Raw genomic sequence first — 26,176 nt, forward strand, 5'->3', positions numbered from 1 at the left:
CATAGGTTCGCCCCATGAGCGAACCCGGGGCCACCGAGCAGCTGGAGCTGATCCGCGCCAGCCTGCCCAAGGCTCCCCGGCCGCGCCCGGCGGCTACGGCGACCGCGTCCACCAACCCGGTGGCGTTGGTGGTCGTCGACACCGGTCTGGCGCACCTGGACCGGCCGTTCGAGTACCTCGTGCCGGAGTCGATGGCGGACACGGCGGTGCCGGGCGCCCGGGTCAAGGTGCGGTTCGCCGGGCAGGACCTCGACGGGTTCGTCGTGGCGCGGTCGGCGACGGCCGCGCACGAGGGCCGGCTGGCGCCACTGCGTCGGGTGGTGTCACCCGAGCCGGTGCTGATCCCGGCGGTGCTCGAGGCGGCGCAGCGGGTGGCCGCGCGCTGCGCGGGCACGCTCGGAGACGTCCTGCGGCTAGCCGTGCCACCGCGGCACGCCACGGCCGAGAAGGCGCTGTCGCTCGAGCCGCCGGTCGCGGACCCGTTGCCCACCTTCGAGGGGGCGGGGCCGGCGTGGAGCCGGTATGCCGCGGGGCCGGCCTACGTCTCGAGGCTCGCCGCGGGCGAGTCCCCGGCTGCCTCGTGGCTCGCGCTGCCTGCCGGGTCGCCGGACGAGGACTGGCCGCGGGCCCTGGCCGAGGCGGCCGTCGCGACGCTGGCCGAGGGCCGCGGGAGCATCTTCGTGGTGCCCGATCACCGCGACGTGCGCCGGGTCGACGCGGCCCTGACCGAGGTCCTCGGCAAGGGGCGGCACGTGCGGCTCACCGCCGACCAGGGGCCGCAGGCGCGCTACACCGCGTGGCTGAAGGTGTTGCGCGGCCACGTGTCGGTGGTCGTGGGCACGCGCGCGGCGGTGTGGGCGCCGGTGAGGTCGCTCGGTCTCGTGGCGTGGTGGGACGACGGGGACGACCTGCTCGACGAACCGCGGGCGCCGTATCCGCACGTGCGGGAGGTGCTGCTCACGCGGGCTGCGGTGGAGGGCGCCGCGGTGCTGAGCGGCGGGTTCGGCCGGACGGCGGCCGTGCAACGACTGGTCGACTGCTCGGACCTGCGCACCATCGGTGGCCGGCCGCCGCGTGGCGCCGTGCCGCGCGTCGTCGTGGCGGGGGAGGGCAACGACGCCGAGCGCGATGCTGCAGCCGCCAGCGCCCACCTGCCCTCGGTGGCCTGGCGCACCGCCAAGGAGGGCCTCGAACACGGGCCGGTGCTGGTGCAGGTGCCGCGGCGGGGCTACCTGCCCTCGCTCGCCTGCCAGACCTGTCGCACGCCGGTGCGGTGCGCCCACTGCGGCGGCTCGGTGGCGCTGTCCGCCCGCGGGGCCGAACCCGCCTGCCGGTGGTGCGGTCGTGGCGTGGGGCGGTTCGAGTGCCGCAACTGTGGCGGCCACGAGCTGCGGTCGTCGGTGGTGGGGGCCCGGCGCACGGCCGAGGAGCTCGGGCGGGCGTTCCCCGGCACTCCGGTGCACACCTCCGGTGCGGGGGCCGTGCTCGAGAACGTCGGTGCGGCCCCGGCCCTCGTGATCGCCACCCCGGGGGCCGAGCCGGTCGCCGACGGGGGGTATGCCGCGTGCCTCCTGCTCGATGCGTGGGCCTCGCTCGACCGACCCACCTTGGATGCCGGCGAGGAGGCTCTGCGTCGTTGGCTGGGTGCGGCCGGGCTGGTGCGACCGGGGTCCGCTGGTGGCCGGGTCGTGCTTGCCGGTGCGCCCACGCACACGACCCTGCCGGTGGTCGAGGCGCTGGTGCGGTGGGACCCGGCGTGGTTCGCGACGCGTGAGCTGGCCGACCGGGCCGCCCTGCACCTGCCGCCGACCGTCGCGCTGGCGGCGGTGACGGGGGAGCGCAGGGCCGTCCAGGACGCCCTGCGGCTGGCCGACCTCGGCGACGAGGTCGAGCGCCTCGGGCCACTGCCCGTGGGCGATGACGAGGTGCGCATGCTGCTGCGCACCCACCTCGACGGGTGGGACTCGCTCGCGGGCGCCCTGGCGGACCTGAGGGCGAGGCGCAGTGCCCGCAAGGCCGGCGGTGGCGTCCAGGTGCGAATGGATCCACCTGACCTCGCGTCGTGATGTGGCTGCGGCACATGGCCGCGGACCACATGTGACACCTAGCGTGACGCCATGGAAACCATGCGCGTCACCGCGAACGGCATCGAGCAGGCAGTCCACACCTGGGGCCCCCTCGACGGCACCCCGCTCCTGCTCGTCCACGGCAACTGCTCGTCCGGGCTGTTCTGGGAGCCGTTCGTGCGCACCCGGCTCGGCGGTGACGACGGCCCTTGGCGGGTGGTGGCGCCGGACCTGCGCGGGTACGGCGAGTCGGAGACCGCGCCCGTGGACGGCACCCGGGGCCTGGGGGACTTCGCCGACGACGTGGCTGCCCTGCTCGACGCCGAGGGGCTGTTCCCCGCGGGCACGCGGCCGTGGGTCGGCGCGCACTCGATGGGCGGCGGCATCGTCATGCAGCTCGCGGTCGACCACCCCGACCGGGTGGCGGGGCTGCTGCTCGAGGCGCCGTTGTCGCCCTACGGCTTCGGGGGGACGCGAGACGTTGATGGCACACCGACGACGGAGGACTATGCGGGTACCGGTGCCGGCGCCGTGAACCCCGACTTCGTCGCACGGCTGGCCGCCAAGGATCGCTCGGGCGAGGAGCCGACGGCTCCCCGCACGGTGCTCCGCACGGCATACGTCAGCGATGCGTCCGTCCTCGGGGACGACGAGGAGGCGATGCTCGACACGGTGCTGTCGACGGCCACAGGCGAGGACAACTACCCCGGAGACGCAGGCGCGAGCCACAACTGGCCGATGTCCGGACCGGGCACGCGCGGTGTCACGAATGCCATGTCTCCCAAGTACTTCGGCGTCGCGGACGCGTTGGTGGGGTTGGAGCCGAAGCCGCCGGTCGAGTGGGTGCGCGGCGACGCGGACGTCATCGTGTCCGACACGTCGCTGTTCGACCTGGCCTACCTGGGCCAGCTCGGAGTCGTGCCCGGTTGGCCGGGTGCCGAGGCGTGCCCGCCCCAGCCGATGGTGGCCCAGACGCGGGCCGTCCTCGAGCGGTATGCCGCGGCGGGCGGTTCGTTCACCGAGACGGTGCTGGAGGGGTGCGGGCACTCACCGCACCTCGAGCGGCCGGCGGAGTTCCTCGCCGCCCTGGAACGGCTTGCGGCACAAGCGAACTCGCGATGACGGCATACTCGACCGGCGCGGTGCCGGTTCGCGGCGGCGAGCTCACCTTTGGGCAGTGGGGTGAGACCGGTCCACTCGTCCTGGCCGTCCACGGCATCACGGCCAACCACCTCGCGTTCGCCCCGCTGGGTGATCTGCTGGGTGGCGACTTCCGGGTCGTGGCGCCGGACCTTCGGGGCCGTGGGCGCAGCCGGGACCTGCCCGAGCCGTACGGCATGGCGTCGCACGCCGCCGACATGGCGGCGCTCATCGAGGCCGTCGGCGGGCCGGCGCAGGTCGTGGTCGGGCACTCGATGGGTGGCTGGGTCGCGACCGCGCTGGCGTCCGCGCGTCCCGACGTCGTGGGTCGGCTCGTCCTCGTCGACGGTGGCGCACCGCTGCCCCTGCCGCCGGACCTCGGTGCCGACCCGACGGACGACGACATCGCGGCCGCCGTCACGGCGACGGTCGGGCCGGCATACGAACGCCTGCGCCAGACCTTCCCCACCCGCGAGGCCTATCGCGACCTCTTCCGTGCGCACCCGGCGCTGCGCGACTGGACGCCCGAGATCGAGGCGTATGTCGACTACGACCTCGTGGGCGAGTCACCCGAGCTCCACTCCGCGTGCCGCATCGAGGCGGCCCTCGGCGACGCCCGCGACCTGTATGCCGTGACGCCCTCACCGAGCCCCACTGCCGTCCCGTCGGTCTTCCTCCAGGCCGAGCGCGGCATGCTCGACGAGCCCGAGGGCATGTATGCCGTGGGCTACCCCGAGCGGCAGCTGCCCGGCACGCCCGTCGAGGTCGTGCGCGGCGTCAACCACTACACGATCGTCATGGGACCGACCGGCGCCGAGGCGGTGGCGCAGCGAGTCCGCACCGGCCGCGGAACGGACTAAGGAGCGGCGCGGCCGCCATCAGGCGCGGATCGCCCGGTCGAAGAGCTCGGCGAGGTCCCGTGCGGCCGGCTCGGGCTGGACCGTGCCGTTCACGATGGCAAGGACGGTCGCGTCGATGGAGCCCCGCAGCGCTACGGCCATCGTGCGGACGTCGAAGTCGCGCAGCTCACCGGTGCCCTGACCGGACCGAAACCCCGCCTCGAGCAGGTCGAGCCCTTGGCTGCCGTTCGGGTTGGTGAGGTTCCCGGCGAGCTCGACCGCGGCCCTGGCGTAGGCCAGGTCCTCGGTGAGGAACTCGAGGTTGCTGGTGATGTAGGCCGTGATCTTGCCGCGAATCGAGTCCTGCTCGGCGATGCGGGGTCCCATGAAGGCCGCCGCCCGAGCCAGGACATGGGCGAACGCCTCCTGCAGGAGCGCGTCACGCGTCCCGAAGTGGTAGGAGATCAGCCGGGTGCTGCTGAGCCCCGCCTCCTGCACCACCTTGGCGAACGAGAGGCCGTGGAACCCTTCGCGCGCGAGCACGCGCACGGTCGCCTCGACGATCTGCTCACGGGTATCGGTGCTCACGACTGCATCCTTGCGGCTCGCCGGCGGGCAGGCTCGACGCCCCCACTCGCGTCGCGCCCTTGACGGCATCTTACTCGGTCAGGTAAAACCTTACTCATGCGAGTAAACTCCGTCCTGAGCCCCGCCACCGACCGGATCCTGCGATCGGCCCGTGTCGTCTTCGGCGCCATCGCCGTGGTGTCCGCACTGACGGTGCTCGCGGCGTTCGTCCTCCAGCGGGTCGACCCCGACCAGGTCAACTGGGTCGTCTGGCTGCGGGCCGTGGCCTACACCGTGGGCGGTGTCTGGCTGCTCACTCTCGTCCGCTCGGCGCGGCAGAGCGCCAGCCGTGCCGCGCTGCTGCGGCTGCGGGTGGTGTGCGTGCTGGCGCCGCTCGGCATTGCCGCGCTGGTCATCTCTCCCGACTCGGGCTACCCGGTCTGGATGAAGGTCGAGCAGGCGTTGTTCGGGCTGATGCTGGCGCCGTTGGCCGTGGTGTTGCTGCGCTCGTCGGTGACGCGCGACTTTCGTCGCGCCCGTCAGTCGACCGCGGCCGCCTGAGGGGCCGCGCCTAGACTGGCGCGCGTGTCGATCCAGAACATCCGCATCTTCGGCGACCCCGTGCTGCGCACACCCGCGGAGCCGGTCGTCGACTTCGACCGTGAGCTGCGCCAGCTGGTCAAGGACCTCACCGAGACCATGATGGACGCACCCGGCGCCGGCCTGGCCGCGCCACAGATCGGCGTCGGCCTGCGGGTGTTCACCTACTGGATCGACGGCGAGCTCGGCCACCTCGTCAACCCCGACCTCGACCTGTCCGAGGAGCTCCAGGAGGGCGAGGAGGGCTGCCTGTCGTTCCCGGGGCTGCGGTTCGAGACGCCGCGGGCACTGCGGACCGTCGCCAAGGGTTTCAACCAGTTCGGCGAGCCGGTCGTGATCGAGGGGTCCGAGCTGATGGCGCGGTGCCTGCAGCACGAGACCGACCACCTCGACGGCATCCTGTTCATCGACCGGATGGACCCCGAGCAGCGCAAGGCGGCGATGAAGGCGATCCGCGAGGCGGACTGGGACGGCCAGGCGCCGCCGCAGGTCAAGGTGAGCCCGCACTCGACGTTCGGTCGGGCCCTGTGAGGCTGGTCTTCGCCGGCACCCCCGAAGCCGCGGTGCCCTCGCTCGACGCGCTCGCCGCGTCGAGCCACGAGGTCGCCGCCGTCGTGACGCGACCGGACGCCCGTGCGGGACGTGGGCGGTCGCTCGTCGCCTCACCCGTGAAGGCACGAGCCGAGGAGATCGGGATCGAGGTCCTCACGCCGCAGCGGCCGCGCGACGAGGACTTCCTGGCCCGCCTGCGCGAGATCGCGCCCGATGCGTGTCCGGTGGTCGCCTACGGGGCGCTCATCCCGCAGGTCGCGCTCGACATCCCGGCCCATGGCTGGGTCAACCTGCACTTCTCCCTGCTGCCGGCGTGGCGGGGGGCGGCCCCGGTGCAGCGTGCCGTGATGGCCGGTGATGAGGTGACCGGTGCCTCGACCTTCCTCATCGAGGCGGGGCTGGACACCGGGCCCGTGTTCGGGCACATGACCGAGACGATTCGTCCGCGCGACACCGCCGGCGACCTGCTCGACCGGCTGTCACGGGCCGGGGCGGGGCTGCTCGTGGCCACCATGGACGGCATCGAGGATGGGTCGCTCGTTCCCGTGCCCCAGTCGCCCGACGGCGTCTCCTTGGCACCCAAGCTCGAAGTCGCCGACGCCGAGGTGCGCTGGGACGTGCCGGCGGTCGCCGTCGACCGGCTCGTGCGTGGGTGCACGCCCGCGCCGGGCGCGTGGACGACCTTCCGCGGCGAACGCCTCAAGCTCGCGCCCCTCACGGTCGACGCCGCGTATGCCGGTGGGTCCCTTGCCGCGGGCGAGGTCGCCGCGGGCAAGCGTGACGTCCACGTCGGCACCGCGAGCGGTGTGGTGCGGCTCGGCGACGTGCAGCCGCACGGCAAGAAGGTGATGGCTGCCGCCGACTGGGCGCGCGGTGTGCGGATCGAACCGGGGGAGCGGTTCACCCGTGGCTGACCAGCGACCGTCCAACCGGGGCCAGCGCCAGCAGCGCTCGCGGCAGCGGCCGAGCGAGCGCAGCCGCGGGTCCGACCCGCAGCGGCTCGCCGCCTACACCGTGATGCGTGCTGTGGCCGACGGCGCCTACGCCAACCTCGAGCTGCCAAAGGTGTTGCGGGACAGGCGGATCCACGGTCGCGACGCCGCCTTCACCACGGAACTGGTGTACGGCGCCGTGCGCATGCACGGGTTCTACGACCCGGTGATCGCGGTGGCCGCGGACCGCCCCATCTCCTCGATCGACCCGCGAGTCCTCGACACCCTGCGCCTCGGCGCACACCAGCTGTTGGGCATGCGGGTGCCGACCCACGCCGCCGTGGCCGAGACCGTCGGCCTGGCCCGCAAGGTCAACGGCGCCGGGGCAGCCGGCTTCGTCAATGCCGTGCTGCGCCGAATCAGCGAACGATCGCGTGAGGAGTGGCTGGCCGAGGTGGTGCCGTCCGGCGGCGACCCGGCAGCGCAGCTCGCCGTCGCACAGTCGCACCCGGAGTGGGTCGTCAAGGCGTTGCGTGCCGCGCTGCTCGGGCACGGCGCGGCAACGGCTGAGACGGTGGACGGCTCGCTCGAGTCGCTGCTGGAGTCCGACAACGCGCCGGCCAAGGTCGCCCTGGTGGCGCGCCCCGGGCTGGCCACCGTCGACGAGCTCGTGGCTGCCGGGGCGGAGCCGTCGGCGACCTCACCGGTCGGTGCGGTGCTGTCGGGTGGTGACCCGGGCGGCATACCTGCCGTGCGTGAACGACGTGCTGCCGTGCAGGACGAGGGGTCTCAGCTGCTCGCGCTCGCGTTGGCGGCCGTGCCCGTCGAGGTCACGGCCGGAGAGCCCGAGAAGTGGCTCGACCTGTGTGCGGGACCCGGCGGCAAGGCTGGCTTGTTGGCCGCGCTCGCGTTGGAACAGGGCGCAGACCTCGTCGCCAACGAGGTGAGCCCGCACCGCACCGACCTGGTCCGCCAGACCCTCGCACCCGCCGTCGCGAAGGCGGGTCAGCTGGGACGGAGCATCCAGGTGCGCACCGGTGACGGCCGCGAGGTCGGTGCGGACGAGCCCGGCCGCTACCAACGCGTGCTCGTCGATGCGCCCTGCACGGGTCTCGGTGCGCTGCGACGGCGACCGGAGGCGCGCTGGCGTCGTCAGCCGGGCGACCTGGCCGGGCTCGGTGCGCTGCAGCGCGACCTGCTGGCCTCGGCCGTGGAGGCCACGGCGCCCGGGGGAGTGGTCGCCTACTCGACGTGCAGCCCGCACCTCGCGGAGACGCAGTTCGTGGTGTCGGACCTGCTGAAGAAGCGCGACGACGTCGAGGCGGTCCCGGTGCGCGAGTACCTCCGCGATGCGCAGGGCGAGCCGATCGAGGTGCCCGGCGACCAGCCGTGGGTGCAGCTGTGGCCGCACCTGCACGGCACCGACGGGATGTTCCTGGCCCTGCTGCGCAAGAAGCCGTGAACGACACCGTGATCCGGGCGATGGTGCCGGATGACGCGGCAGGGATCGCCGCCACGCACCACCAGTCGTGGGTCGACACGTACGGTGAGTACCTGCCCACCGGCTACTTCGACGAATGGACCGTGGAGGCAGCGGTCGCACGGTGGGAACGGATGCTGGCCGGACCGCCGGCACCGGGCGTCGACCGGGTCGTGGCCACCACCGACGGCGCCGTGGTGGGGTTCGCGACCTCCGGCCCTGCGCGCCCGATCGAGGACCGCCCGGCGCCGGTGCGGCCGTTCGAGCTGTGGGCCCTCTACGTCGCCCGTGACGAGCTGGGCTCGGGACTCGGGCAGCGCCTTCTCGACGCCGTCCTGCCCGCCGACCGTCCGACCGAGCTGTGGGTGTTCGCCGACAACGCACGCGCCCGGGCGTTCTACGCCCGCAACGGCTTTCGTGACGACGGCACGGCCTACCGCGACCGTCGTTTCCCTGACCTGCGTGTGGCTCGGATGGTGCGCGGAGCCGCGCCGATAGGGTGAGTCCCGTGCAGATCTCGCCGAGCATCCTGTCCGCGGACTTCGCCAACCTGCAGCACGAGCTGGACCGGATCGCGAACGCGGACTGGGCGCACATCGACGTCATGGACGCGCACTTCGTGCCGAACCTCACGATCGGGCTCCCGGTCGTGGAGCGGCTCGCGCAGGTGAGCCCCATCCCGCTCGACTGCCACCTCATGATCGACGACCCCGACCGCTGGGCGCCGCAGTACGCCGAGGCCGGCGGCTCGTCGGTGACCTTCCACGTCGAGGCGGCCAAGGACCCGCGTGCCATCGCGCGTGACCTGCGTGCTGCCGGGGCGCGAGCGGGCATGGCCATCAAGCCGAACACGCCGTTCGAGCCCTATGAGGACCTGCTCGATGACCTCGACATGGTCCTCGTCATGACGGTCGAGCCCGGCTTCGGCGGCCAGACGTTCATGGCCGACCAGATGCCCAAGGTCACGCAGGTGCGCGAGGCCGTCCGGCGCCGCGGCGGCGAGGTGTGGGTGCAGGTCGACGGCGGCGTCTCGGCGAAGACGATCGAGCAGTGTGCCGAGGCTGGTGCTGACGTCTTCGTCGCCGGGTCCGCGGTCTACGGCGCGCAGGACGCGGCTGCGGCGATCGACGAGCTGCGACGGCTGGTCACCGCCCACGGCCACTGAGGTCTGTTCGACGGTGCTCGTGATGACCGTCACGCGGACCGCCCAGGTTCGACCGCGGCGACGTGGGGCATACTGACGGCGACGTGCTCCGGGGTCGGTGCAATTCCGAACCGGCGGTGACAGTCCGCGACCCGACCGCAGCCAGCGGCCGGTTGACTGGGTGGAACTCCCAGACCGACGGTGAAAGTCCGGATGGTAGGCAGCACGTGACAGGCAGAACCTTCCAGGTCGTGACCTCGCCGTCCGGCGACGCGTCTCGGAAGGCTCGACGCCCGTCGTCCCCCGGAGCTCGACCGACAGGTCTGGAGCCACGAGGACGGAGCGATGGGCACTCACCCCGACGCCGACAGCCGGTGGATGCTGCGCGCCCTCGAGCTGGCCGCGCAGGGGCCCGAGGCCAACGCCAACCCGCGTGTGGGCTGCGTCCTGGTCGCGGACGACGGGACCGTCGTCGCCGAGGGCTGGCACCGCGGTGCCGGGACTCCCCATGCGGAGGCGCACGCCCTCGCGCGGGCGGGGGCACGCGCTGGCGGCACCACGGCATACGTCTCACTCGAACCCTGCAACCACACGGGCCGCACACGGCCCTGCAGCGAGGCGTTGTATGCCGCGGGCGTGCGTCGCGTGGTCCACGGCCAGTCCGACCCCAACCCGGCCGCGGCCGGGGGAGCAGCGTGGCTGCGCGACCGCGGGGTCGAGGTCGTCGGCGGGGTGGAGGCCGAGACGGCCGCCGCCCTCAACCGCACGTGGACCCACCTCATGCGCACCCACCGCCCATGGGTGACGTGGAAGCTGGCCACGACCCTCGACGGGCGCTCGGCGGCCGCGGACGGGACCAGTCGCTGGATCACCGGTGAGGCCGCTCGCGCCGATGTGCACGAGCAACGCGCCCGGTGCGGCGCGATCCTCGTCGGCACCGGCACGGCCCTCCTCGATGACCCACACCTGACGGCACGCCGGCCGGACGGCTCGTTGCGGGAGACCCAGCCCATCCGTGTGGTGATGGGGATGCGTGACCTGCTGCCCGACGCGCGCGTGCTCGACGATGTCGCACCGACCTGGCACCTGCGCACCCGCAGCCCCAAGGAGGTGCTGGATGCCCTTGCCGCCGCGGAGGTGCACCACGTGTGGCTCGAGGGCGGCCCGACGGTCGCGGCGGCGTTCCTGGCCGACGGGCTCGTCGACGAGGTGGTCGCCTACGTCGCACCGGTCCTGCTCGGTCGCGGGCGGCAGTCGGTGAGCGACCTCGGCATCACCACCATCGCCGACGCACTCCGGCTCGCGCCCACCGACATCACGCCGATCGGCACGGACGTGCGGATCACGGCTCTGCTCAAGGAGATTTGCTGATGTTCACCGGAATAGTCGAGGAGCTCGGCCGGGTGGTCGCCATCGACCACGGCGCCGACTCCGCCCGCCTCACCGTGCACGGGCCGCTCGTGACCACCGATGCGGTCCACGGGGCGTCAATCGCGGTCAACGGGGTCTGCCTCACCGTGGTCGACGAGGCCCCCGACGCGGCCGGCACGTTCACGGTCGACGTGATGGGGGAGACGCTCGCCCGCACCAGTCTCGGCGCCCTGCGCCCCGGCGACCACGTCAACCTCGAGCGCGCCATGGCGGCAGGCGCCCGCTTCGGTGGCCACGTCGTCCAAGGACACGTCGACGCCACGGCCACGATCTCCGGCCGGGCACCCGCCGACCGGTGGCTGCTCATGCGTTTCACCTTGCCCGACACCGTCTCCCGCTACGTCGTCGAGAAGGGCTCGATCACCGTCGACGGCGTCAGCCTCACCGTCTCCGACGTCGGCACGGACTCCGGCGGCGACTGGTTCGAGGTCTCCCTCATCCCCACCACGCTCGAGCTGACCACCTTGGGCCGCAAGCGAACCGGCGAGCTCGTCAACCTCGAGGTCGACGTCATCGCCAAGTACGTCGAGCGCCTGCTCACCACCCATCGCCCCACCACCCATCCCCTCAACACCCAGGAGATCCCCGCATGAACTGGCTGGAGCAGTTCTTCAACGCCGAGCTGCACCTCGGGTCGCACACCATCTTGTGGCGCGAGGTCGTCGGCAACCTCTTCGGCTTTGCGTCCGCCATCGGTGGGATGCGCCGCCGGGTCTGGGCGTGGCCCATCGGGATCATCGGCAACGTGCTGCTGTTCACGGTGTTCTTCGGTGTCGCGTTCAGCACGCCCCAGCACGAGACCCTTTACGGGCAGGCCGGACGGCAGGTCTTCTTCATCATCACGAGCATCTATGGCTGGTGGCGCTGGAACCAGGTGCGCAAGCTCAACGCGCACGGCGCCGACGCACCCGCCATCACCCCGCGCTGGGCCACGATGACCGAGCGCCTCGCCTACCTCGGTGCCTGGGTGGCGGGTGTGCTGGTCTTCCAGTGGCTGTTCTCGGTCATCGGCGCGGGGTGGCCGGCGCCGCGCTGGTACTACTGGTGCGACGCGTGGATCTTCGTCGGCTCCTTCATCGCCACCTACGCCATGGCCCGCGGTTGGAACGACTTCTGGCTGGCCTGGATCGCGGTCGACATCGTCGGCGTCCCGTTGCTGTGGCACTCCAAGTTCTACCCGTCGGCGATCCTGTATGCCGTCTACGGCGGCTTGGTCGTGTACGGGTTCTTCGTGTGGCTCAAGGCTTCTCGGACGGAAGCCCCCGACCGTGAGCCCGAGGAGGTGGCCACCGCATGACCGGTCTGGCCACCGTCCCGGAGGCCCTTGCCGAGCTGCGCGCGGGTCGCCCCGTGCTCGTCGTCGACGACGAGCACCGCGAGAACGAGGGCGATGTCGTCCTGGCCGCGCAGACCCTGACGGACGAGTGGCTGGCCTGGACGATCCGGCACAGCAGCGGCTATGTCTGCGCGCCCATGACCGGCGACCGGGCCGACGAGCTCGCCCTCCCGCTCATGGTGAGCGACAACCACGACCCGCTGCGGACGGCATACACGGTCACCGTGGACGCGGCACACGGCGTGACGACGGGGATCTCGGCGGCCGACCGCGCGCACACCATCCGGCTGCTCGCCGACAAGGCTGCGACGGCCGACGCGTTCGTCCGGCCGGGGCACGTGGTCCCGTTGCGTGCCAAGGCCGGTGGCGTCCTGGAGCGGTCGGGTCACACGGAGGCGGCCGTCGACCTGTGCCGCCTCGCCGGGCTCGAGCCCGTAGGGGCGATCGCGGAGCTCGTCCACGACGACGGCACGATGATGCGGCTGCCGGCCGTGCGCGACCTGGCCGCCGAGCATGGCCTGCTCGTCCTCACCATCGCCGACCTGGTGCGGTGGCGGCAGCGGCACGACCGGGTCGACCAGCTCGCCGAGACGGTGCTGCCCACGCGCCACGGCGTCTTTCGCGCCGTCGGCTTCCGCGACCGGCTCACCGGTAACGAGCACGTCGCCCTGGTGAGCCCGCGCGGGATCCCGTCGTCGGCACCGCTGGTGCGGCTTCACTCCGAGTGCCTGACCGGTGACGCGTTCGGGTCGTGGCGGTGCGACTGCGGACCGCAGCTCGAACGGTCGCTCGAACGGGTCGCGGCCGCTGGCGGGGCTGTGGTCTACCTGCGTGGGCACGAGGGTCGCGGGGTGGGTCTCTTGGCCAAGCTGCAGGCCTATGCGTTGCAGGACAAGGGCTTTGACACGATCGACGCGCAGACTGAGCTCGGGCTGCCCGTCGATGCGCGCGAGTATGCCGCCGGTGCCGCGATCCTCACCGCGCTCGGCATCGATGGTGTCCGGTTGCTGACGAACAACCCGGTCAAGGTCCAGGCGCTGCGCGAGCTCGGTGTCGGCGTGGTCGGTGTCGAGCGGCTGCAGGTGTCGAGCACGCCGCACAACCACGCCTACCTGCGGGCCAAGCGCGACCGGCTGGGTCACGACCTCGTGCTCGACGCGTCGGACGCCGGGGCGACGGCATGAGTGGGCACGGCGCGCCTGAGGTCACGGCCGACGGCACCGGGTTGCGGGTTGCGATCGTCGCCGCCACCTGGCACACCGAGGTGATGGACGGGCTCATCGCGGGGGCCCGGCGTGCCCTCGCCGAGACCGGCGTCGCGGAGGCCCCGGTCGTGCGGGTGCCGGGCACGGTGGAGCTGTCGGTCGCGTGCGCTCGTCTCGCGCCGGCATACGACGCCCTCGTCGCCCTGGGCGTGGTGATCCGGGGCGGCACACCGCACTTCGACTACGTCTGCGCCGGCGTGACCCATTGCCTCACGGACGTCAGCACCCGCACCGGGGTGCCGATCGGGTTCGGTGTGCTCACGTGCGACACCGACGAACAGGCCCGCGACCGGGCCGGCCTGCCCGGCTCGCGCGAGGACAAGGGACACGAGGCGGCGATGGCGGCGGTGGCGACCGCGGTCACCCTGGCCGAGCTGGCTCCCCGTACGCTTGGGGCGTGAAGACCTTCGACGAGCTGTACGCCGAGCTGGCCGACAAGGCGGTGACCCGACCCGACGGTTCGGGCACCGTCCGCGCGCTGGACGCCGGCGTGCATGCCATCGGCAAGAAGATCGTCGAAGAGGCCGCCGAGGTGTGGATGGCCGCCGAGCACGAGGGCAAGGAGCGCACGGCTGAGGAGATCAGCCAGCTGCTGTACCACCTGCAAGTCCTCATGGTCGCCTCCGACATCACGCTCGACGACGTCTACGCACACCTCTAGGAAGAACCGCGTCATGTTGCGAATTGCCGTGCCCAACAAGGGATCCCTGTCCGAGCCCGCGGTGGAGATGCTGCGCGAGTCGGGCTACCGCGTCCGCCGCGACTCCAAGGAGCTCGTGGTCGCCGACACAGACAACGACGTCGAGTTCTTCTACCTGCGCCCGCGTGACATCGCGGTGTACGTCGGGTCCGGCACCGTCGACTGCGGCATCACCGGCCGCGACCTGCTGCTGGACTCGGGGAGTCCCGCCACCGAGGTGATGACTCTCGGCTTCGGCGGTTCGACCTTCCGGTATGCCGGGAAGCCCGGCACTGGTGCGGCCGTCACCGACATCGCCGGTCATCGGGTGGCGACGAGCTACCCGGGGCTCGTGGAGAAGCACCTCGCCGAGCACGGGGTGAGCGCCGAGGTGGTCCGTCTCGACGGAGCGGTCGAGACGGCGATCACGCTGGGTGTCGCTGACGTCATCGCGGACGTGGTGGAGACGGGCACGACCTTGCGGCAGCAGGGACTGGAGGTCTTCGGCGAGGAGATCCTGCGCAGCGAGGCGGTGCTCATCGCCCGCGCCGGGAGCGAGGAGACGGCTGGCGTGGAGGTGCTGCGGCGTCGGCTCACCGGAGTCATCACCGCCCGCCACTACGTGATGCTCGACTACGACGTGCCGGCGGACCTCGTCGAGGCTGCGTGCGCGGTGGCGCCGGGGCTGGAGTCGCCGACGGTGTCGCCGCTGCAGAACCGCGACTGGGCTGCCGTGCGAGTCATGGTTCCCCGTGGTCGGACCAACGCGATCATGGACGAGCTGTACGACCTTGGCGCTCGGGCGATCCTGGTCACCGACATCGCCGCCTGCCGCCTGTGATGGTCGACTGATGGACGACGCCGTCGCCTTCGCGCCCTTCCGGCCGCGGCGCGGACGGGCCGTTGCGCTCGTTGCCGCCGTCGTGGCGCTCGTCATCTTCGGTGGGATCGCCGTGCTCCTGCCCGGTGCCGACCGCGGCGGCAACTGGACCGTCGGTGACCGGATCTTCTTTGCCGGCACCGGAATTGGCATCGCCTTCCTGCTGTGGCGGTACGCCAGCATCAAGGCGGTGCCCACCCGGACCACGCTCACCGTCCGCAACCTGCTGCTCTCGCGCACCATCGCCTGGGACCAGATCGTCGACGTGCAGTTCTCTGGCGGCGACCCGTGGGTGACCATCGAGCTCGCGGACACCGATCGCGTTGCGGTGATGGCGATCCAGAAGGCCGACGCCGAAGCCGGTCGTGCCGAAGCGTCGCGGCTCGTGGCGCTGGTGCAGGCACTCAGCCCGCCGGCGCCTGGACCGGACGACCTGGCTCGCGGCTGAGCCGGCCGCGGGCAGGTCCGGCGCGCCCTTCTGACCGGCAGGGGCCCGGTTAGAAGGGTGGTTCGTCGTAGACGGGTTCGGGTGGTCGGCGGTCGAAGGTGATGGTGTCGGTGGTGGGTTGGTGGAGCTCGATGAGGCGTTCGTAGTGGAGCTCGAGCAGGGTGGGGATGTCGTCGGTGGGGTCGAGGGGTCGCAGGAAGTGGCGGGGGACGTTGCTCCACTCGATGAGCCGGCGACCGGGCGGTCCTTGGCCGAGGTTGTCTCGGCCGGTGTCGTTGGGGTTGGTGTTGTCTTCGTTGGTGGGGCGGGGGACGGCGATCATGAGGATGTCGGGTCCGATGTGGGCGGGGACTTCGGTGGTGAGGGTGGTGCGGTCGAGGTGGTCGGCTGGGTTGGTGGTGGTGTGTTTGCCGGTGGGGTCGGTCCATTGGACGATGCCGCCGGCGAGGAGGATGGCTTGCCAGCCTTGGCGTTGTTTGATGCGGTGGTGGCGGCGGCACAGGCAGATGAGGTTGGCGGGGTCGGTGGCGCCGATGGGCCAGGGCACGACGTGGTCGATGTCGCAGAACCGGGCGGCGATGGTGCAGCCGGGGAAGCGGCAGTGTCCGTCGCGTAGGCGCACGAGGCGTTGCATGCGGGTGGGCATGGCGTAGGAGCGCACTGGTGTGGCGGCGTTCCTCGTGGTTTTGCCTGGTGGTCCCAGGCCGGCCGGGATCCTGCCGGAGGTCACGGCTCCGGTGTTCGGGTCGCAGATCAGTGGGGTGGAGGTCTTGAGGCGGACGTTGCTGCCCAAGTTGTCCACGTCGAGCAGCACCGGTTGCGCAGACAACCCGCCGATCTCGGTCAGCGTCGCCACCCGCGTCGGGCGGAGCTCACCGTCGCCAGTCGTGATGTCGCCAGGCTCGCCGGTGCCGACCGGTGGCTTGGGTGCCGAGTCAGAGCCGGTATCCGGTGCTCCGCCTCCTGGTCCGGCGCCGTCGCCGCCGCCGTCGCCGCGATTGGTGCGGTCGGTGGGGTTGGTGGGGGTGTCGGGGATGGTGGCGTGCAGGAGCACGGTCACATCGGCTTGGGCCAGGACGAGCTGGGCGAGGGCGTCGGCGCGGGCCTGGTTCACGCTCAACGTCGGGTCGCCTTGCCGGAGCTGGTGGGCGAGGGTTTCGATGGCGTGCCACATCGGCAACGAGGACTCGACCGGGAGTTCGGCTTCCCAGCGGTCGGTGCCCTGGGTCGCGGGGGTGCGGACCACGCACCGCCGCTCGACCGCGACGGCTGCTTCTTCGGCCGGGACCTGCGGTGCGACCTTCGCGACCAGGCGCCGTACGCGGGTCCGTAACGGGCCGGCGGTCTCGTCCCACCCGCCCCGGTCGGCCACGTGCGCCAAAAGCAGGTCCATCACCGTCGTCGCGGCTTGGTCGGGGCAGGCGGACAGCTCACTGGTCACGACCCGGGCGCGCCACCCGTCCAGGTCACCACGGCTCATGGCCTGCACCAGTTGCGGGGTGACGGTGACCTGGTGCACGGCGTCATCGACGCGGGACTCGGCGGCGGCGGTCGAGATGCCCATCCGGGTGGCGATCATCGCCCCGGCGTCCAAGGACTTGTGTCCCAGGCCGCGGTGCTGCAGCACCCACTGACCGTGCTGGTCCAGGTGCTCGTCATGGGCGGCGACGTGCGCGACCGCCCGCGTCTGGAGCGCGGCGACGGTGTTGGTCAGCCGCTGCGTCGCCTCGACCAGGTCCAGCAGGTCCTCACCCGACCACGACCCCAGCTCCGCCGCGGCACCGGCCCCCGACAGGTCACGCACTGCCTGCGTGACCTGCTCCAGAAGCTCCGTTCCGACCATGCCTCACTCTATCGAACACACGTTCGAAACGCAAGGGTTGTCCACAACGAATCTCGCTGTCCTGCAACGCATCCGGGTGGGTACGCAATCGCTACTCGTTGCAGATCTGGGAGAAGAAGGTGGCCTTGGGTGAGATCACGACACTGGCCTCGCCGTTCTTGTCGCGGGACGAGAACAAGACCTCGTTCGGACCCAGAGCCCTCACCTGGCTCGCCGTGAAGGTGATGCCACCGGCCACGCCCGCACCATCACACCTTCGCGCTGCGTACGAATGCGGAATCCCGAGGAGCTCTCGAACGGGCGATCGTCACCAGCATCGTTGCTGCGAGGATGAACCCGTGATCGCGCACACGCCCGAACCGCCCTACACGGCCGTGATCTTCACGTCGGTGCGCAGTGACGGTGACAACGGGTATGCCGCCATGTCGAAGCGCATGAACGAGCTCGCTGCCCGGCAACCGGGCTACCTCGGCATGGAGTCGGCCCGAGACGGCCTGGGGGTCACGGTGTCGTACTGGACCGATGACGAGGCCGCCGCCGCGTGGAAGCGCGTGGCCGAGCACGTCATCGCCCAGGAGCGCGGGCGATCGACGTGGTACGTCGACTACCAGGTCAGGGTCGCAACTGTCACGCGCTCATACGGACCGACCGGGCCCCGCTGAACCGCGGCACACCGGTTGCCCCTCCCAACGGTCGCACGGTGGCCCAACCAGGAAAGCCGACCCTTCCGCATGACGGGCCCACGCGGCATACGGCGCGGCGTCAGTGCACCTGCGGCAGCCGCGGTCGCAGCAGCACCGAGAACCCAAGCTGACCAATCATCAACAGGGTCAACGTCATCCACACCGCCGTGAACCCGCCCGTGGCATCCCGCACCGCACCCATCGCGGCCGGTCCGAGCGAGGCGATCGTGTAGCTGAACAGGAACGCGAAGCCGGCCAGCCGCGCACTGGCGTGCGGCGTGCCGGCGTAGTCGACCATCAGCACCATGCCGAGCGCGAACGACGCACCCTGGCCGAAACCCAGCACGCCTGCCCAAGCCCACGGTGCGGCACCCGGCGCCAGCCACAGCCCGGCCTGCCCGACGAGTCCCACCACCGACGCCCCGATGAGCAGCAGCCGGTGGTCGCGCACGTGGTCCGCGAGCACCGGTCCCAGCAACCCCGACACGAGCTGGAGCGCGGTGAAGACGCTGAGCAGGTAGCCCGCGTGCTCGGGGTCCCAGCCGCGTGCGGCATACGTCGGCGCGATCCAGGCGAGGGACGAGTAGAACTCGACCGACTGCACCGTGAGGTAGCCGGCGATCAGCCACGCGGTGATGCTGCCCCACGGCAGACGCCCCGGCGCGACGACCTCGGCCGCCACCGCACGGCGCCGCCGCCGTTCCCCGAGCGACAGCGGCAGCCACGCCAGCACCCCCACGAGCGCGAGCGCCGACCATGAGCCCAGGGCCGCCTGCCACGAGCCGAACCGTTCGGCGAGCGGCACCGACAGCGCCGACGACGCACCGGCGCCGGTCATCATCGCGAGCATGTAGATGCCCGTGACCAGCCCTGAGCGGCCCGGCGGGAAGAGCTGCTTGACCAGCCCCGGCAGCAGCGTCCCGCCGAGCGCAATCCCCACGCCTGCAACGAAAGTGCCGAGGTACAGCACCCACGCGTTGCCGCCACCGAACCGCGACAGCAGCCCCACGAAGACGCACCCGATCGCGACCTGCACCGCTCCGGCGGCGCCGAGCCGTGCCGCCACCTTCCCGGCGAGCGGCGCGAAGACGCCCATGCACAGCACCGGCAACGTCGTGAGCGCGCCGAGCGCGGCATTGGAGAGACCCAGGTCGACGCCGATCGAGTCGACCAGCGGCGGGACGCTCGCCATGACGACGCGCAGGTTGACCGCGACCGCCACCAGTCCGAGGGCGACGAGCCACAGTGGCGGGTGGGCGACGGAACTGCGGCTCGGGATGGTGGTGGGCGTGGACATTGCGGCCATTGTCCCAGTGGCGTCAGTCGACGTCGGACTCGCCCTCGGGCGGCGGGCGCCAGTCCAACGTCATCGCCTCCGGGATGTGGTCGCGCGCCTCCTTGCCCGACATGCCGGTGAGCATCAGCAGGTCGACGACCATCGAACGCACCTGGGCGCGGATCACCTCGGCCGACAGCCCGGCGGCCGGCTCGAGCACCGCGCTCAGCTCACCGACGTGGAACAGCCCCGGGCGCGCGCCTTCGGCCGAATGCCGCCTCGCCAGTTCGTCGGCGATGTCGTCGGTGCTCGCCGCGAGCTCGCGGATGAGGGCCACGTATGCCGCGGGCACGGGTTCGTCGCGCCACGTCGCCACCGCGGCCCGACGGACGAGGACGCGCAGGTTGCGGATGGCCCGGTCGAGGGGTTCGAGGAGGTCGGCGATCGCGAGGACGGAGGGGAGGTGGCGGCGCCGGAAGGGGGAGAGCCGGACCACGGCGATGCCCTCGGACGACGCCGACCGGAGCTCGTCGAGCATCGCTTCGGAGTCCCGGGCCCGGGCCAGCGTGGCGGTCGCCAGCTCGTCGTCGTGGTCGCGCAGGGCCCGTACGGTGTCGGCGAGGATCTCGCCCATCTCGCGCAGCACGACGGCGGCCTGTTGGCGCGGCCGCCGGATGGGCGCGGCTGGGGCGACGAGGGTGAGGGCGAGCGCGACGGAACCACCGATCACTGCGTCGAACCAGCGCGTGAACGCCTGGCCCGGGTCGGCGATCAGGGTGGTGACGATCGCCGACTGCACGCCGGCCTGCGTGGTCAGCAGGGGACCGGCCCCGAGCAGCGCCGCCACGCTCATGGCGATCACGACGACCACCGTGATCTGCCACAGCCCCGAGCCGAAGAAGTGGACGAACGCGTCACCGATGAACACGCCCACGGCGACGCCGATCATGACCTCCGCCACCCGCCGCAACCGCTGCCCGAACGACAGGCCCAGCGAGACGATCGCGGTGACCGGTGCGAAGAACGGCCGGTTGTGGCCGAGCAGGTCCGCGGCCACCCACCACGCCAGCGCCGCACCGATGCCGCACTGCACGACGAAGAACAACCGGCTGCGCACCCGGTCGGTGCGGGCTCGGGCCTCGATCCGGGACCGGTTCGCCGCCCGCGCGAGGCTGGCGCGTGCCAGGTCGGCCCGAGGCGTCTCCGAACGCGACGTCTCCGAACGAGACGTGTCGGGGCGCGAGCTGTCGGACATCAGAGCCGGTCGTCCGTCGTGTCGATCACCAGGTGGGCCCGCTCCCACGTGCGGTCGGCATCGTAGAGCCGCCGCTCCTGCGCGGCCCACCGGTCCCAGAACGCCTCGTACCCCTTGTCGCGCGCCAGCCCGCGAGCCCGACGCACCGACTCCTCCGCCTCGACCCAGACGAGCACCGACGCGGCCGCGCCTGCGGGCAGCGCGCCCGAACCACAACCCTCGAGCACCACCACGTCCGTCGCCGGCAGCTGGACCCACTCGGCGGCATACCGGTCGTGCGCCCAGTCCCACCGGTGGTAGCGCGCAGCCCGTCCCTCGCACAGCGGGCGGACGACCCACTCGTTGGCCCGGTGCGTGCCGGCGCGCAGGCCGTCCCAGCCCGGGTAGAGGTCGTCCATGTGCACGGTCGGGGCGGCCAGCTGGTCGGCGACCCGGCGCGCCAGCGTCGTCTTGCCCGACCCGCTGGGGCCGTCGATGGCGACGAGGTGCGTGCTCCCGCAGCGTGGGGGAGTCGCATCGACCAGGGCCACGATCCGGCGCACGTGGTCCGTGGTGCGGTCGCCGGGCATGCCGCCAACCCTAGGGCGCGGCAAGACACCTCGCCTCGGCCGCGTGGACGGTAGGTAGCCTTCCCAGCGTGAGCGTGGCGACCCGGGTGATCCCCTGCCTCGACGTCGACGCCGGCCGGGTGGTCAAGGGCGTCAACTTCGAGAACCTGCGCGACGCCGGCGACCCCGTCGAGCTGGCGCTCGCCTACGGTCGACAGGGCGCGGACGAGCTGACCTTCCTCGACGTCACGGCCAGCAGCGGCAACCGCGAGACGACCTACGACGTGGTGACCCGCACGGCCGAGCAGGTGTTCATCCCGCTCACCGTGGGCGGGGGCGTGCGCACCGTCGCCGACGTGGACCGCCTACTGCGGGCCGGCGCCGACAAGGTCGGCGTCAACACCGCCGCCATCGCGCGGCCCGAGCTCGTCACCGAGATCGCCGAACGCTTCGGCACCCAGGTCCTCGTGCTCTCCGCCGATGTGCGCCGCACGCGCCCGGGCGGCGCCGAGACGCACAGCGGGTTCGAGGTGACCACCCACGGAGGACGCCAGGGCACGGGCATCGACGCCATCGAGTGGTGCGTGCGCGCCGAGCAGCTGGGCGCGGGGGAGATCCTGCTCAACTCCATGGACGCCGACGGCACGAAGGACGGCTACGACCTCGAGCTGATCCGGCTCGTGCGACCCGAGCTGCACATCCCGCTCGTCGCCAGCGGCGGCGCGGGCAAGGTCGACGACTTCGTGCCCGCCGTGCAGGCCGGTGCTGACGCGGTGCTCGCCGCGAGCGTCTTCCACTTCGGCGACCTCACGGTCGGCGACGTCAAGGCGGAGCTGGCTCGCGGCGGCATACCAGTGCGCTGAGATCCCTTTCAGGCCAAGCCAATTGGGGCGGCCCACAGGGAGGCGACCGCCTCCTTGCCGCCCGTCTCCTCGACCTGCGCGACCCGACGGCGCCCGTATGCCGCGAGGAGCAGCTCCTCGGGTTCGCCCTCCAGGACGACCGTCCCCGCCTCGGTCGTGCCCTTGACGGTCGCGCGCTGGCCGGAGGGGGTGGCGAGGACGACGCCGACGGGGCTGCGCCGGAAGTAGAGGCGACCGAACCGCGCCAGGTGGGTCCACAGGGCCTCGCGCAGGTCAGCTCCGATCGTCCGGCGCGGACCCGGGCTGCCGTCGCCGCGCAGCACGTCCTCGTGGTGGACGACGAACTCGACGAGGTTGACCGCCTCGTCGACCGGGCCCAGCCGGGTGGGTGACCACGCCGGGGGGCCGGAGCGCACGTCCTCGACGAGCTCGGGCCACGGCCGCGCGGCATACTCGTCCATCGCCTCGTCGAGTCGGCCGGCAAGGGCAGGGACCATGATCCCGGGGGCCAGGTCGGGCCGGCGCTCACGGATGACGAGGTGCGCAGCGAGGTCCGCGGTGTCCCACGGGTCGCACAGCGTCGGGGCGTCCGGACCGGCCGCGACGAGGGTGTCGGCGAGGGCCTGACGCTCGGTGCGGGCCATGTCTGTGCCGAGTGGGAACATGCCGACCATGATGCCGGTTGGCGTCATGAGAGGCTTGTCCGTCGCCCGCCCAAACCCTTGCTGGAGGTCACCTGTGTCCGTCGACGCCGCGCCGTCGTTGCGTCGTGCGTTGCGGATCGTGGGAGTGGGCATCCGGCGACAGCCACGCTGGTTCGCCTTCGCCGTTGCCGGGTCGACCGTCTACGGCGTCATGACCGTCATGACGGCCTGGGCCATCGGCAAGGTGACCCGCGAGCAGGTGCAGCCCGCCGTCGAGGCCGGTCACGCGACGTCCGCGCAGCTGTGGACGACGTTCGCGTGGGTCGCCGGGGTGGTGCTGCTCAACGTGGTCGGCGTGGTCATCCGCAGGGTCGCGGCCGGCTACACCATGTTCAACGTGGCGGCCCACTACCGGCGCGAGGTCACCCGGCAGTACCTCCGGTTGCCCCTGTCGTGGCACCACCGGCACCCCTCGGGGCAGCTGCTCTCCAACGCCAACGCCGACGTCGAGGCGACGTGGAACGTCTTCGCGCCGCTGCCGATGGCGATCGGCGTGGTGGTGATGCTGGTGGCCGGCATCGTCCAGATGGTGCTGGTCGACCCGGTCATGGCGGTCATCGGGCTCACCGTCTTCCCGTTGCTCTTCCTCGCCAACATGGTCTTCCAGCGCGCGATGTCGCCGCGGATAGCCCGCGCCCAGCAGCTGCGGGCCGAGGTCAGCGAGGTGGCGCACGAGTCGTTCGAGGCGGCCCTGGTCGTCAAGGCGATGGGACGTGAGGAGCAGGAGGCCGAGCGGTTCGAGGAGGTCACCCGGCGCCTGCAGGCGGCCAACGTCGAGGTCGGTCGCACGCGCGGCACCTTCGACCCCGTCATCGAGGCGATCCCCACGCTCGGCACGCTGGCTGTCCTCGCCGTCGGCACCTACCAGGTGTCCCGCGGCGCCCTCGAGCCGGCGGCCGTGGTGCAGGTGGCCTACCTCATCTCGGTCCTGGCCTTCCCCGTGCGGGCGCTCGGCTGGGTGCTCGGCGAGATGCCGCGCACCGTGGTCGGCTGGGACCGCGTCGACGCGGTGCTGAAGGCCCGGGGCGCGCTCGAGTTCGGCGAGACGTCGCTGCCCGCCGACGACGCCGCGCACGCGGCGCTGACCGGCGTCGACTACTCCTACGACGTCGTCGACGAGCAGGGAGACGAGTCGCCCTTCCAGGCGATCCACGACGTCACCATCGACCTGCCCGCAGGTGCGACCGTCGCGCTCGTCGGGCCCACGGGCTCGGGCAAGACGACCCTCACCAACCTGTCGCTGCGGCTCGTCGACCCGGATGGCGGCGCGGTCCGCATCGACGACGTCGACCTGCGCGAGGTGCGCCGGGGCGGCATACCCGAGGTCGCGTCACTGGTGCCGCAGCAGACCTTCATGTTCGACGACTCCGTGCGCGGCAACATCACCCTCGGCGGCGACTTCTCCGACGACGAGGTGTGGGGCGCGCTGGCCACGGCCCAGGCGACCGGGTTCGTCACCGAGCTGGGCGACAGCCTGGGCACGCACGTGGGGGAGCGCGGCGCCTCCCTGTCAGGTGGCCAACGACAACGAATCGCGTTGGCGCGAGCCATCATCCGCGCTCCGCGACTCCTGGTGCTGGACGACGCCACCAGTGCCGTCGACCCCGCCGTCGAGCAGGCCATCCTGGCCGGGCTCCGCAAGGCGACCTCGGGCACGACGGTCCTCGTCGTCGCCTACCGCATGTCGACCATCACGCTCGCCGACGAGATCGTCTACGTCGAGGGCGGACGCGTGCTGGACCACGGCAGCCACGACGAGCTGCTCGCGAGGTGCGAGGGCTACGCGCGTCTGGTCACGGCATACGCCCGCGAGGCGGCCGAGCGCGCCGCCGTCGAGGCCGACGAGGAAGGGGTCACGGTATGAGCGCGACCATCGAGAAGACCTCGTCCCTCGGGACGCTCGACACCCTCAAGCGCGGCCTCGCCCTCTCGCCCGAGCTGCGCCGCGGCCTCTGGGTGACGCTCGCGCTGGCCGCGGTCACCACGGTCGGACGCATCGTGGTGCCCTTCGTCGTCCAGCAGACCACCGACCACGGGCTGCTCGGCGCGGGCGGACCCGACCCCGGTCTGGTCGTGCGCTACGTCCTGCTCGCGCTCGTCGCCGTCGCGGTGACCGCGTTGACGGCGTATGCCGTGAACGTGCGCCTCTACCGGGCGTCCGAGGCGGGGCTGGCGACGTTGCGGCTCAAGGCTTTTCGGCACATCCACGACCTGTCGATGCTGACACAGAACACCGAGCGGCGCGGGTCGATGGTCAGCCGGGTGACCTCGGACGTCGACACGATCAGCATGTTCGTGCAGTTCGGCGGAATCATCCTGATCCTGTCGCTGGGCCAGATCGTCGTGGCGACGGTCCTCATGGCGGTCTACAGCCCGCTGCTGACGGCCGTCGTGTGGCTGTGCTTCGTGCCGCTGCTGGTCGTGATCCGGCGGTTCCAGCGCATCGTCGGCCGCGCCTACACCGTCGTGCGCGAGCGCGTGGGCGACCTGCTGGCTGCCGTGTCCGAGTCGGTCGTGGGTGCCGCCACCATTCGGGCCTACGGCGTCGAGAGCCGCACCGCCGAGCGCATCGACGATGCCATCGAGGCCCACCGCGCCGCGGCGATCCGGGCCCAGGTGCGGTCGGTCGTGGCGTTCTCGTCGGGGCAGCTCGTGGCCGGGCTGACGCTGGCCGTGGTGCTCGTGGTCGGCACGGTGCTGGCAGCGGGCGGGCACATGACCCTGGGCGAGCTGCTCGCCTTCCTCTTCCTCGTCAACCTGTTCACCCAGCCCGTGCAGCAGGCGACCGAGATCCTCAACGAGCTGCAGAACGCCGTCGCGGGCTGGCGCCGGGTCATCGGCATCGTCGACACCCCGGCCGACGTCGCCGACCCGGGCGACGCCGGGGTGACGCTGCCCCGCGGGCCGATCAGCGTCACCTTCGAGGACGTCGGGTTCGCCTACCCCGGTGGCGAGCCGGTGCTGCACGACGTCGACCTGACCATCGAGCCGCGGTCACGCATCGCGATCGTGGGCGAGACCGGCTCGGGCAAGTCGACGCTGGCCAAGCTGCTCACCCGGCTCATGGACCCCAGGGACGGCCGGGTCCTCATCGACGGCACCGACCTGCGCGACGTGCGGTTCTCCTCGCTGCGTGAACGCGTGGTGCTGGTGCCGCAAGAAGGCTTCCTGTTCGACGAGACCCTCCTGGAGAACATCCGGTTCGGGCGCCCGGACGCCACCGACGAGGAGGTCGAGCTGGCCCTGACCGAGCTGGGCCTCGACCAGTGGCTCGAGGGGCTGCCGCAGGGGCTGCGCACCGAGGTGGGTCAGCGCGGGGAGTCACTGTCGGCGGGCGAGCGGCAGCTCGTTGCCCTCGCCCGCGCCTACCTCGCCGACCCCGACCTGCTCGTCCTGGACGAGGCCACGTCGGCGGTCGACCCGTCAACCGAGGTGCGGCTGCAACGCGCCCTCGAGGGACTCACCCGGGGACGCACGTCGATCGCGATCGCGCACCGGCTCTCGACGGCCGAAGCAGCCGACGAGGTCGTCGTCGTCGACCGTGGCCGCATCGTCCAGCGTGGTCCGCACCGTGAGCTCGTCCAGCAGGAGGGCAGTGTGTATGCCGGCCTGCATGCTTCGTGGGCGGCCCAGCAGCGCGGCTGA

General features: G+C 72.0%; 28 protein-coding genes and 1 riboswitch. Of the genes, 21 read left to right on the top strand and 7 right to left on the bottom strand.

Annotated elements, in window-relative coordinates:
- The first annotated feature begins 14 nt into the window (after positions 1 to 14).
- The 3 genes from HJG52_RS01860 to HJG52_RS01870 are packed head-to-tail and all read left to right on the top strand — an operon-like array spanning position 15 to position 4,066.
- On the top strand, positions 15 to 2,066 hold the full coding sequence (locus tag HJG52_RS01860) for a primosomal protein N' (RefSeq protein WP_171241871.1): 2,052 nt from the start codon (positions 15 to 17) through the stop codon (positions 2,064 to 2,066).
- A 51-nt stretch (positions 2,067 to 2,117) separates the two neighbouring features.
- The gene (locus HJG52_RS01865; protein ID WP_171241872.1) at positions 2,118 to 3,188 is read left to right on the top strand and encodes an alpha/beta hydrolase; all 1,071 of its coding nucleotides are present in this window, start codon (positions 2,118 to 2,120) and stop codon (positions 3,186 to 3,188) included.
- Positions 3,185 to 4,066 (top strand): alpha/beta fold hydrolase, encoded by an 882-nt coding sequence (locus HJG52_RS01870; protein WP_171241873.1) that lies wholly within the window; start codon positions 3,185 to 3,187, stop codon positions 4,064 to 4,066. Before HJG52_RS01865 ends, HJG52_RS01870 begins: the two co-directional genes overlap by 4 nt.
- An 18-nt stretch (positions 4,067 to 4,084) precedes the next feature.
- Here the strand turns inward: HJG52_RS01870 and HJG52_RS01875 are convergent, their stop codons facing one another.
- Positions 4,085 to 4,633, bottom strand: a complete 549-nt coding sequence (locus HJG52_RS01875) for a TetR family transcriptional regulator (RefSeq protein ID WP_171241874.1) — start codon at positions 4,631 to 4,633, stop codon at positions 4,085 to 4,087.
- A 96-nt stretch (positions 4,634 to 4,729) separates the two neighbouring features.
- Between HJG52_RS01875 and HJG52_RS01880 the strand changes: the two genes are divergently transcribed.
- From HJG52_RS01880 to HJG52_RS01945, 14 genes are all read left to right on the top strand, one after another.
- On the top strand, positions 4,730 to 5,173 hold the full coding sequence (locus HJG52_RS01880; RefSeq protein WP_171241875.1) for a hypothetical protein: 444 nt from the start codon (positions 4,730 to 4,732) through the stop codon (positions 5,171 to 5,173).
- A 24-nt stretch (positions 5,174 to 5,197) separates the two neighbouring features.
- A complete protein-coding gene (gene def / locus HJG52_RS01885) occupies positions 5,198 to 5,743 on the top strand; it encodes a peptide deformylase (RefSeq protein WP_171241876.1) in 546 nt (181 codons plus the stop codon).
- A complete protein-coding gene (fmt, locus tag HJG52_RS01890; RefSeq protein ID WP_171241877.1) occupies positions 5,740 to 6,678 on the top strand; it encodes a methionyl-tRNA formyltransferase in 939 nt (312 codons plus the stop codon). The genes def and fmt overlap by 4 nt, the downstream gene beginning before the upstream one ends.
- A complete protein-coding gene (locus HJG52_RS01895; RefSeq protein ID WP_346767516.1) occupies positions 6,671 to 8,158 on the top strand; it encodes an RsmB/NOP family class I SAM-dependent RNA methyltransferase in 1,488 nt (495 codons plus the stop codon). The genes fmt and HJG52_RS01895 overlap by 8 nt, the downstream gene beginning before the upstream one ends.
- On the top strand, positions 8,155 to 8,679 hold the full coding sequence (locus HJG52_RS01900) for a GNAT family N-acetyltransferase (RefSeq protein WP_206069848.1): 525 nt from the start codon (positions 8,155 to 8,157) through the stop codon (positions 8,677 to 8,679). The genes HJG52_RS01895 and HJG52_RS01900 overlap by 4 nt, the downstream gene beginning before the upstream one ends.
- Positions 8,680 to 8,684: 5 nt before the next feature.
- A complete protein-coding gene (gene rpe, locus HJG52_RS01905) occupies positions 8,685 to 9,341 on the top strand; it encodes a ribulose-phosphate 3-epimerase (RefSeq protein ID WP_171241878.1) in 657 nt (218 codons plus the stop codon).
- Positions 9,342 to 9,420: 79 nt separating this feature from the next.
- Positions 9,421 to 9,551, top strand: a riboswitch (FMN riboswitch).
- A 114-nt stretch (positions 9,552 to 9,665) separates the two neighbouring features.
- Entirely contained in the window at positions 9,666 to 10,691 is a 1,026-nt protein-coding gene (gene ribD / locus HJG52_RS01910) for a bifunctional diaminohydroxyphosphoribosylaminopyrimidine deaminase/5-amino-6-(5-phosphoribosylamino)uracil reductase RibD (protein ID WP_206069850.1), read from the top strand.
- Positions 10,691 to 11,344 (top strand): riboflavin synthase, encoded by a 654-nt coding sequence (locus tag HJG52_RS01915; RefSeq protein WP_171241879.1) that lies wholly within the window; start codon positions 10,691 to 10,693, stop codon positions 11,342 to 11,344. Before ribD ends, HJG52_RS01915 begins: the two co-directional genes overlap by 1 nt.
- A complete protein-coding gene (gene pnuC, locus HJG52_RS01920) occupies positions 11,341 to 12,048 on the top strand; it encodes a nicotinamide riboside transporter PnuC (protein WP_171241880.1) in 708 nt (235 codons plus the stop codon). The genes HJG52_RS01915 and pnuC overlap by 4 nt, the downstream gene beginning before the upstream one ends.
- Positions 12,045 to 13,271 carry a 3,4-dihydroxy-2-butanone-4-phosphate synthase gene (gene ribB, locus HJG52_RS01925; protein ID WP_171241881.1) on the top strand — a complete coding sequence of 409 codons (1,227 nt, stop codon included), beginning with the start codon at positions 12,045 to 12,047 and terminating at the stop codon, positions 13,269 to 13,271. The genes pnuC and ribB overlap by 4 nt, the downstream gene beginning before the upstream one ends.
- On the top strand, positions 13,268 to 13,753 hold the full coding sequence (ribH, locus tag HJG52_RS01930; RefSeq protein ID WP_171241882.1) for a 6,7-dimethyl-8-ribityllumazine synthase: 486 nt from the start codon (positions 13,268 to 13,270) through the stop codon (positions 13,751 to 13,753). The genes ribB and ribH overlap by 4 nt, the downstream gene beginning before the upstream one ends.
- Entirely contained in the window at positions 13,750 to 14,013 is a 264-nt protein-coding gene (locus tag HJG52_RS01935; RefSeq protein ID WP_171241883.1) for a phosphoribosyl-ATP diphosphatase, read from the top strand. The genes ribH and HJG52_RS01935 overlap by 4 nt, the downstream gene beginning before the upstream one ends.
- Before the next feature lie 13 nt (positions 14,014 to 14,026).
- Positions 14,027 to 14,872: an ATP phosphoribosyltransferase gene (gene hisG / locus HJG52_RS01940; protein WP_171241884.1), complete on the top strand. Its 846-nt coding sequence runs from the start codon at positions 14,027 to 14,029 to the stop codon at positions 14,870 to 14,872.
- A 10-nt stretch (positions 14,873 to 14,882) separates the two neighbouring features.
- On the top strand, positions 14,883 to 15,359 hold the full coding sequence (locus HJG52_RS01945; protein WP_171241885.1) for a PH domain-containing protein: 477 nt from the start codon (positions 14,883 to 14,885) through the stop codon (positions 15,357 to 15,359).
- Between the two features lie 49 nt (positions 15,360 to 15,408).
- On the opposite strand, the gene HJG52_RS01950 is transcribed toward HJG52_RS01945, so the two are convergent.
- Positions 15,409 to 17,202: an HNH endonuclease signature motif containing protein gene (locus HJG52_RS01950; protein WP_171241886.1), complete on the bottom strand. Its 1,794-nt coding sequence runs from the start codon at positions 17,200 to 17,202 to the stop codon at positions 15,409 to 15,411.
- 91 nt (positions 17,203 to 17,293) lie between these two features.
- Complete coding sequence (locus HJG52_RS01955) at positions 17,294 to 17,440, bottom strand: hypothetical protein (protein ID WP_171241887.1); 147 nt, start codon at positions 17,438 to 17,440, stop codon at positions 17,294 to 17,296.
- A 100-nt stretch (positions 17,441 to 17,540) separates the two neighbouring features.
- On the opposite strand from HJG52_RS01955, the gene HJG52_RS01960 reads away from it, so the two are divergent.
- Entirely contained in the window at positions 17,541 to 17,864 is a 324-nt protein-coding gene (locus HJG52_RS01960; protein WP_171241888.1) for an antibiotic biosynthesis monooxygenase family protein, read from the top strand.
- Positions 17,865 to 17,964: 100 nt separating this feature from the next.
- Here HJG52_RS01960 and HJG52_RS01965 read toward each other — a convergent pair whose 3' ends face one another.
- Genes HJG52_RS01965 through HJG52_RS01975 form a run of 3 tightly spaced genes read right to left on the bottom strand, consistent with a single transcriptional unit; the run spans position 17,965 to position 20,985 of the window.
- Entirely contained in the window at positions 17,965 to 19,182 is a 1,218-nt protein-coding gene (locus HJG52_RS01965; protein WP_171241889.1) for an MFS transporter, read from the bottom strand.
- Positions 19,183 to 19,204: 22 nt separating this feature from the next.
- On the bottom strand, positions 19,205 to 20,416 hold the full coding sequence (locus HJG52_RS01970) for an FUSC family protein (protein ID WP_171241890.1): 1,212 nt from the start codon (positions 20,414 to 20,416) through the stop codon (positions 19,205 to 19,207).
- Entirely contained in the window at positions 20,416 to 20,985 is a 570-nt protein-coding gene (locus tag HJG52_RS01975) for a uridine kinase family protein (protein ID WP_171241891.1), read from the bottom strand. The genes HJG52_RS01970 and HJG52_RS01975 overlap by 1 nt, the downstream gene beginning before the upstream one ends.
- 68 nt (positions 20,986 to 21,053) lie before the next feature.
- Between HJG52_RS01975 and hisF the strand changes: the two genes are divergently transcribed.
- A complete protein-coding gene (gene hisF, locus HJG52_RS01980; protein ID WP_171241892.1) occupies positions 21,054 to 21,827 on the top strand; it encodes an imidazole glycerol phosphate synthase subunit HisF in 774 nt (257 codons plus the stop codon).
- Between the two features lie 8 nt (positions 21,828 to 21,835).
- Here the strand turns inward: hisF and HJG52_RS01985 are convergent, their stop codons facing one another.
- On the bottom strand, positions 21,836 to 22,519 hold the full coding sequence (locus HJG52_RS01985) for a TIGR03085 family metal-binding protein (RefSeq protein ID WP_240977151.1): 684 nt from the start codon (positions 22,517 to 22,519) through the stop codon (positions 21,836 to 21,838).
- A gap of 46 nt (positions 22,520 to 22,565) precedes the next feature.
- Here HJG52_RS01985 and HJG52_RS01990 point away from each other — a divergent pair, with 46 nt between their 5' ends.
- Together HJG52_RS01990 and HJG52_RS01995 are read left to right on the top strand one after the other, a co-directional pair.
- Positions 22,566 to 24,395, top strand: a complete 1,830-nt coding sequence (locus HJG52_RS01990; protein WP_346767517.1) for an ABC transporter ATP-binding protein — start codon at positions 22,566 to 22,568, stop codon at positions 24,393 to 24,395.
- On the top strand, positions 24,392 to 26,176 hold the full coding sequence (locus HJG52_RS01995) for an ABC transporter ATP-binding protein (RefSeq protein WP_171241894.1): 1,785 nt from the start codon (positions 24,392 to 24,394) through the stop codon (positions 26,174 to 26,176). The genes HJG52_RS01990 and HJG52_RS01995 overlap by 4 nt, the downstream gene beginning before the upstream one ends.

Origin of the sequence: Knoellia koreensis (assembly GCF_013041615.1) — a bacterium.
Taxonomy (GTDB): Bacteria; Actinomycetota; Actinomycetes; order Actinomycetales; family Dermatophilaceae; genus Pedococcus; species Pedococcus koreensis.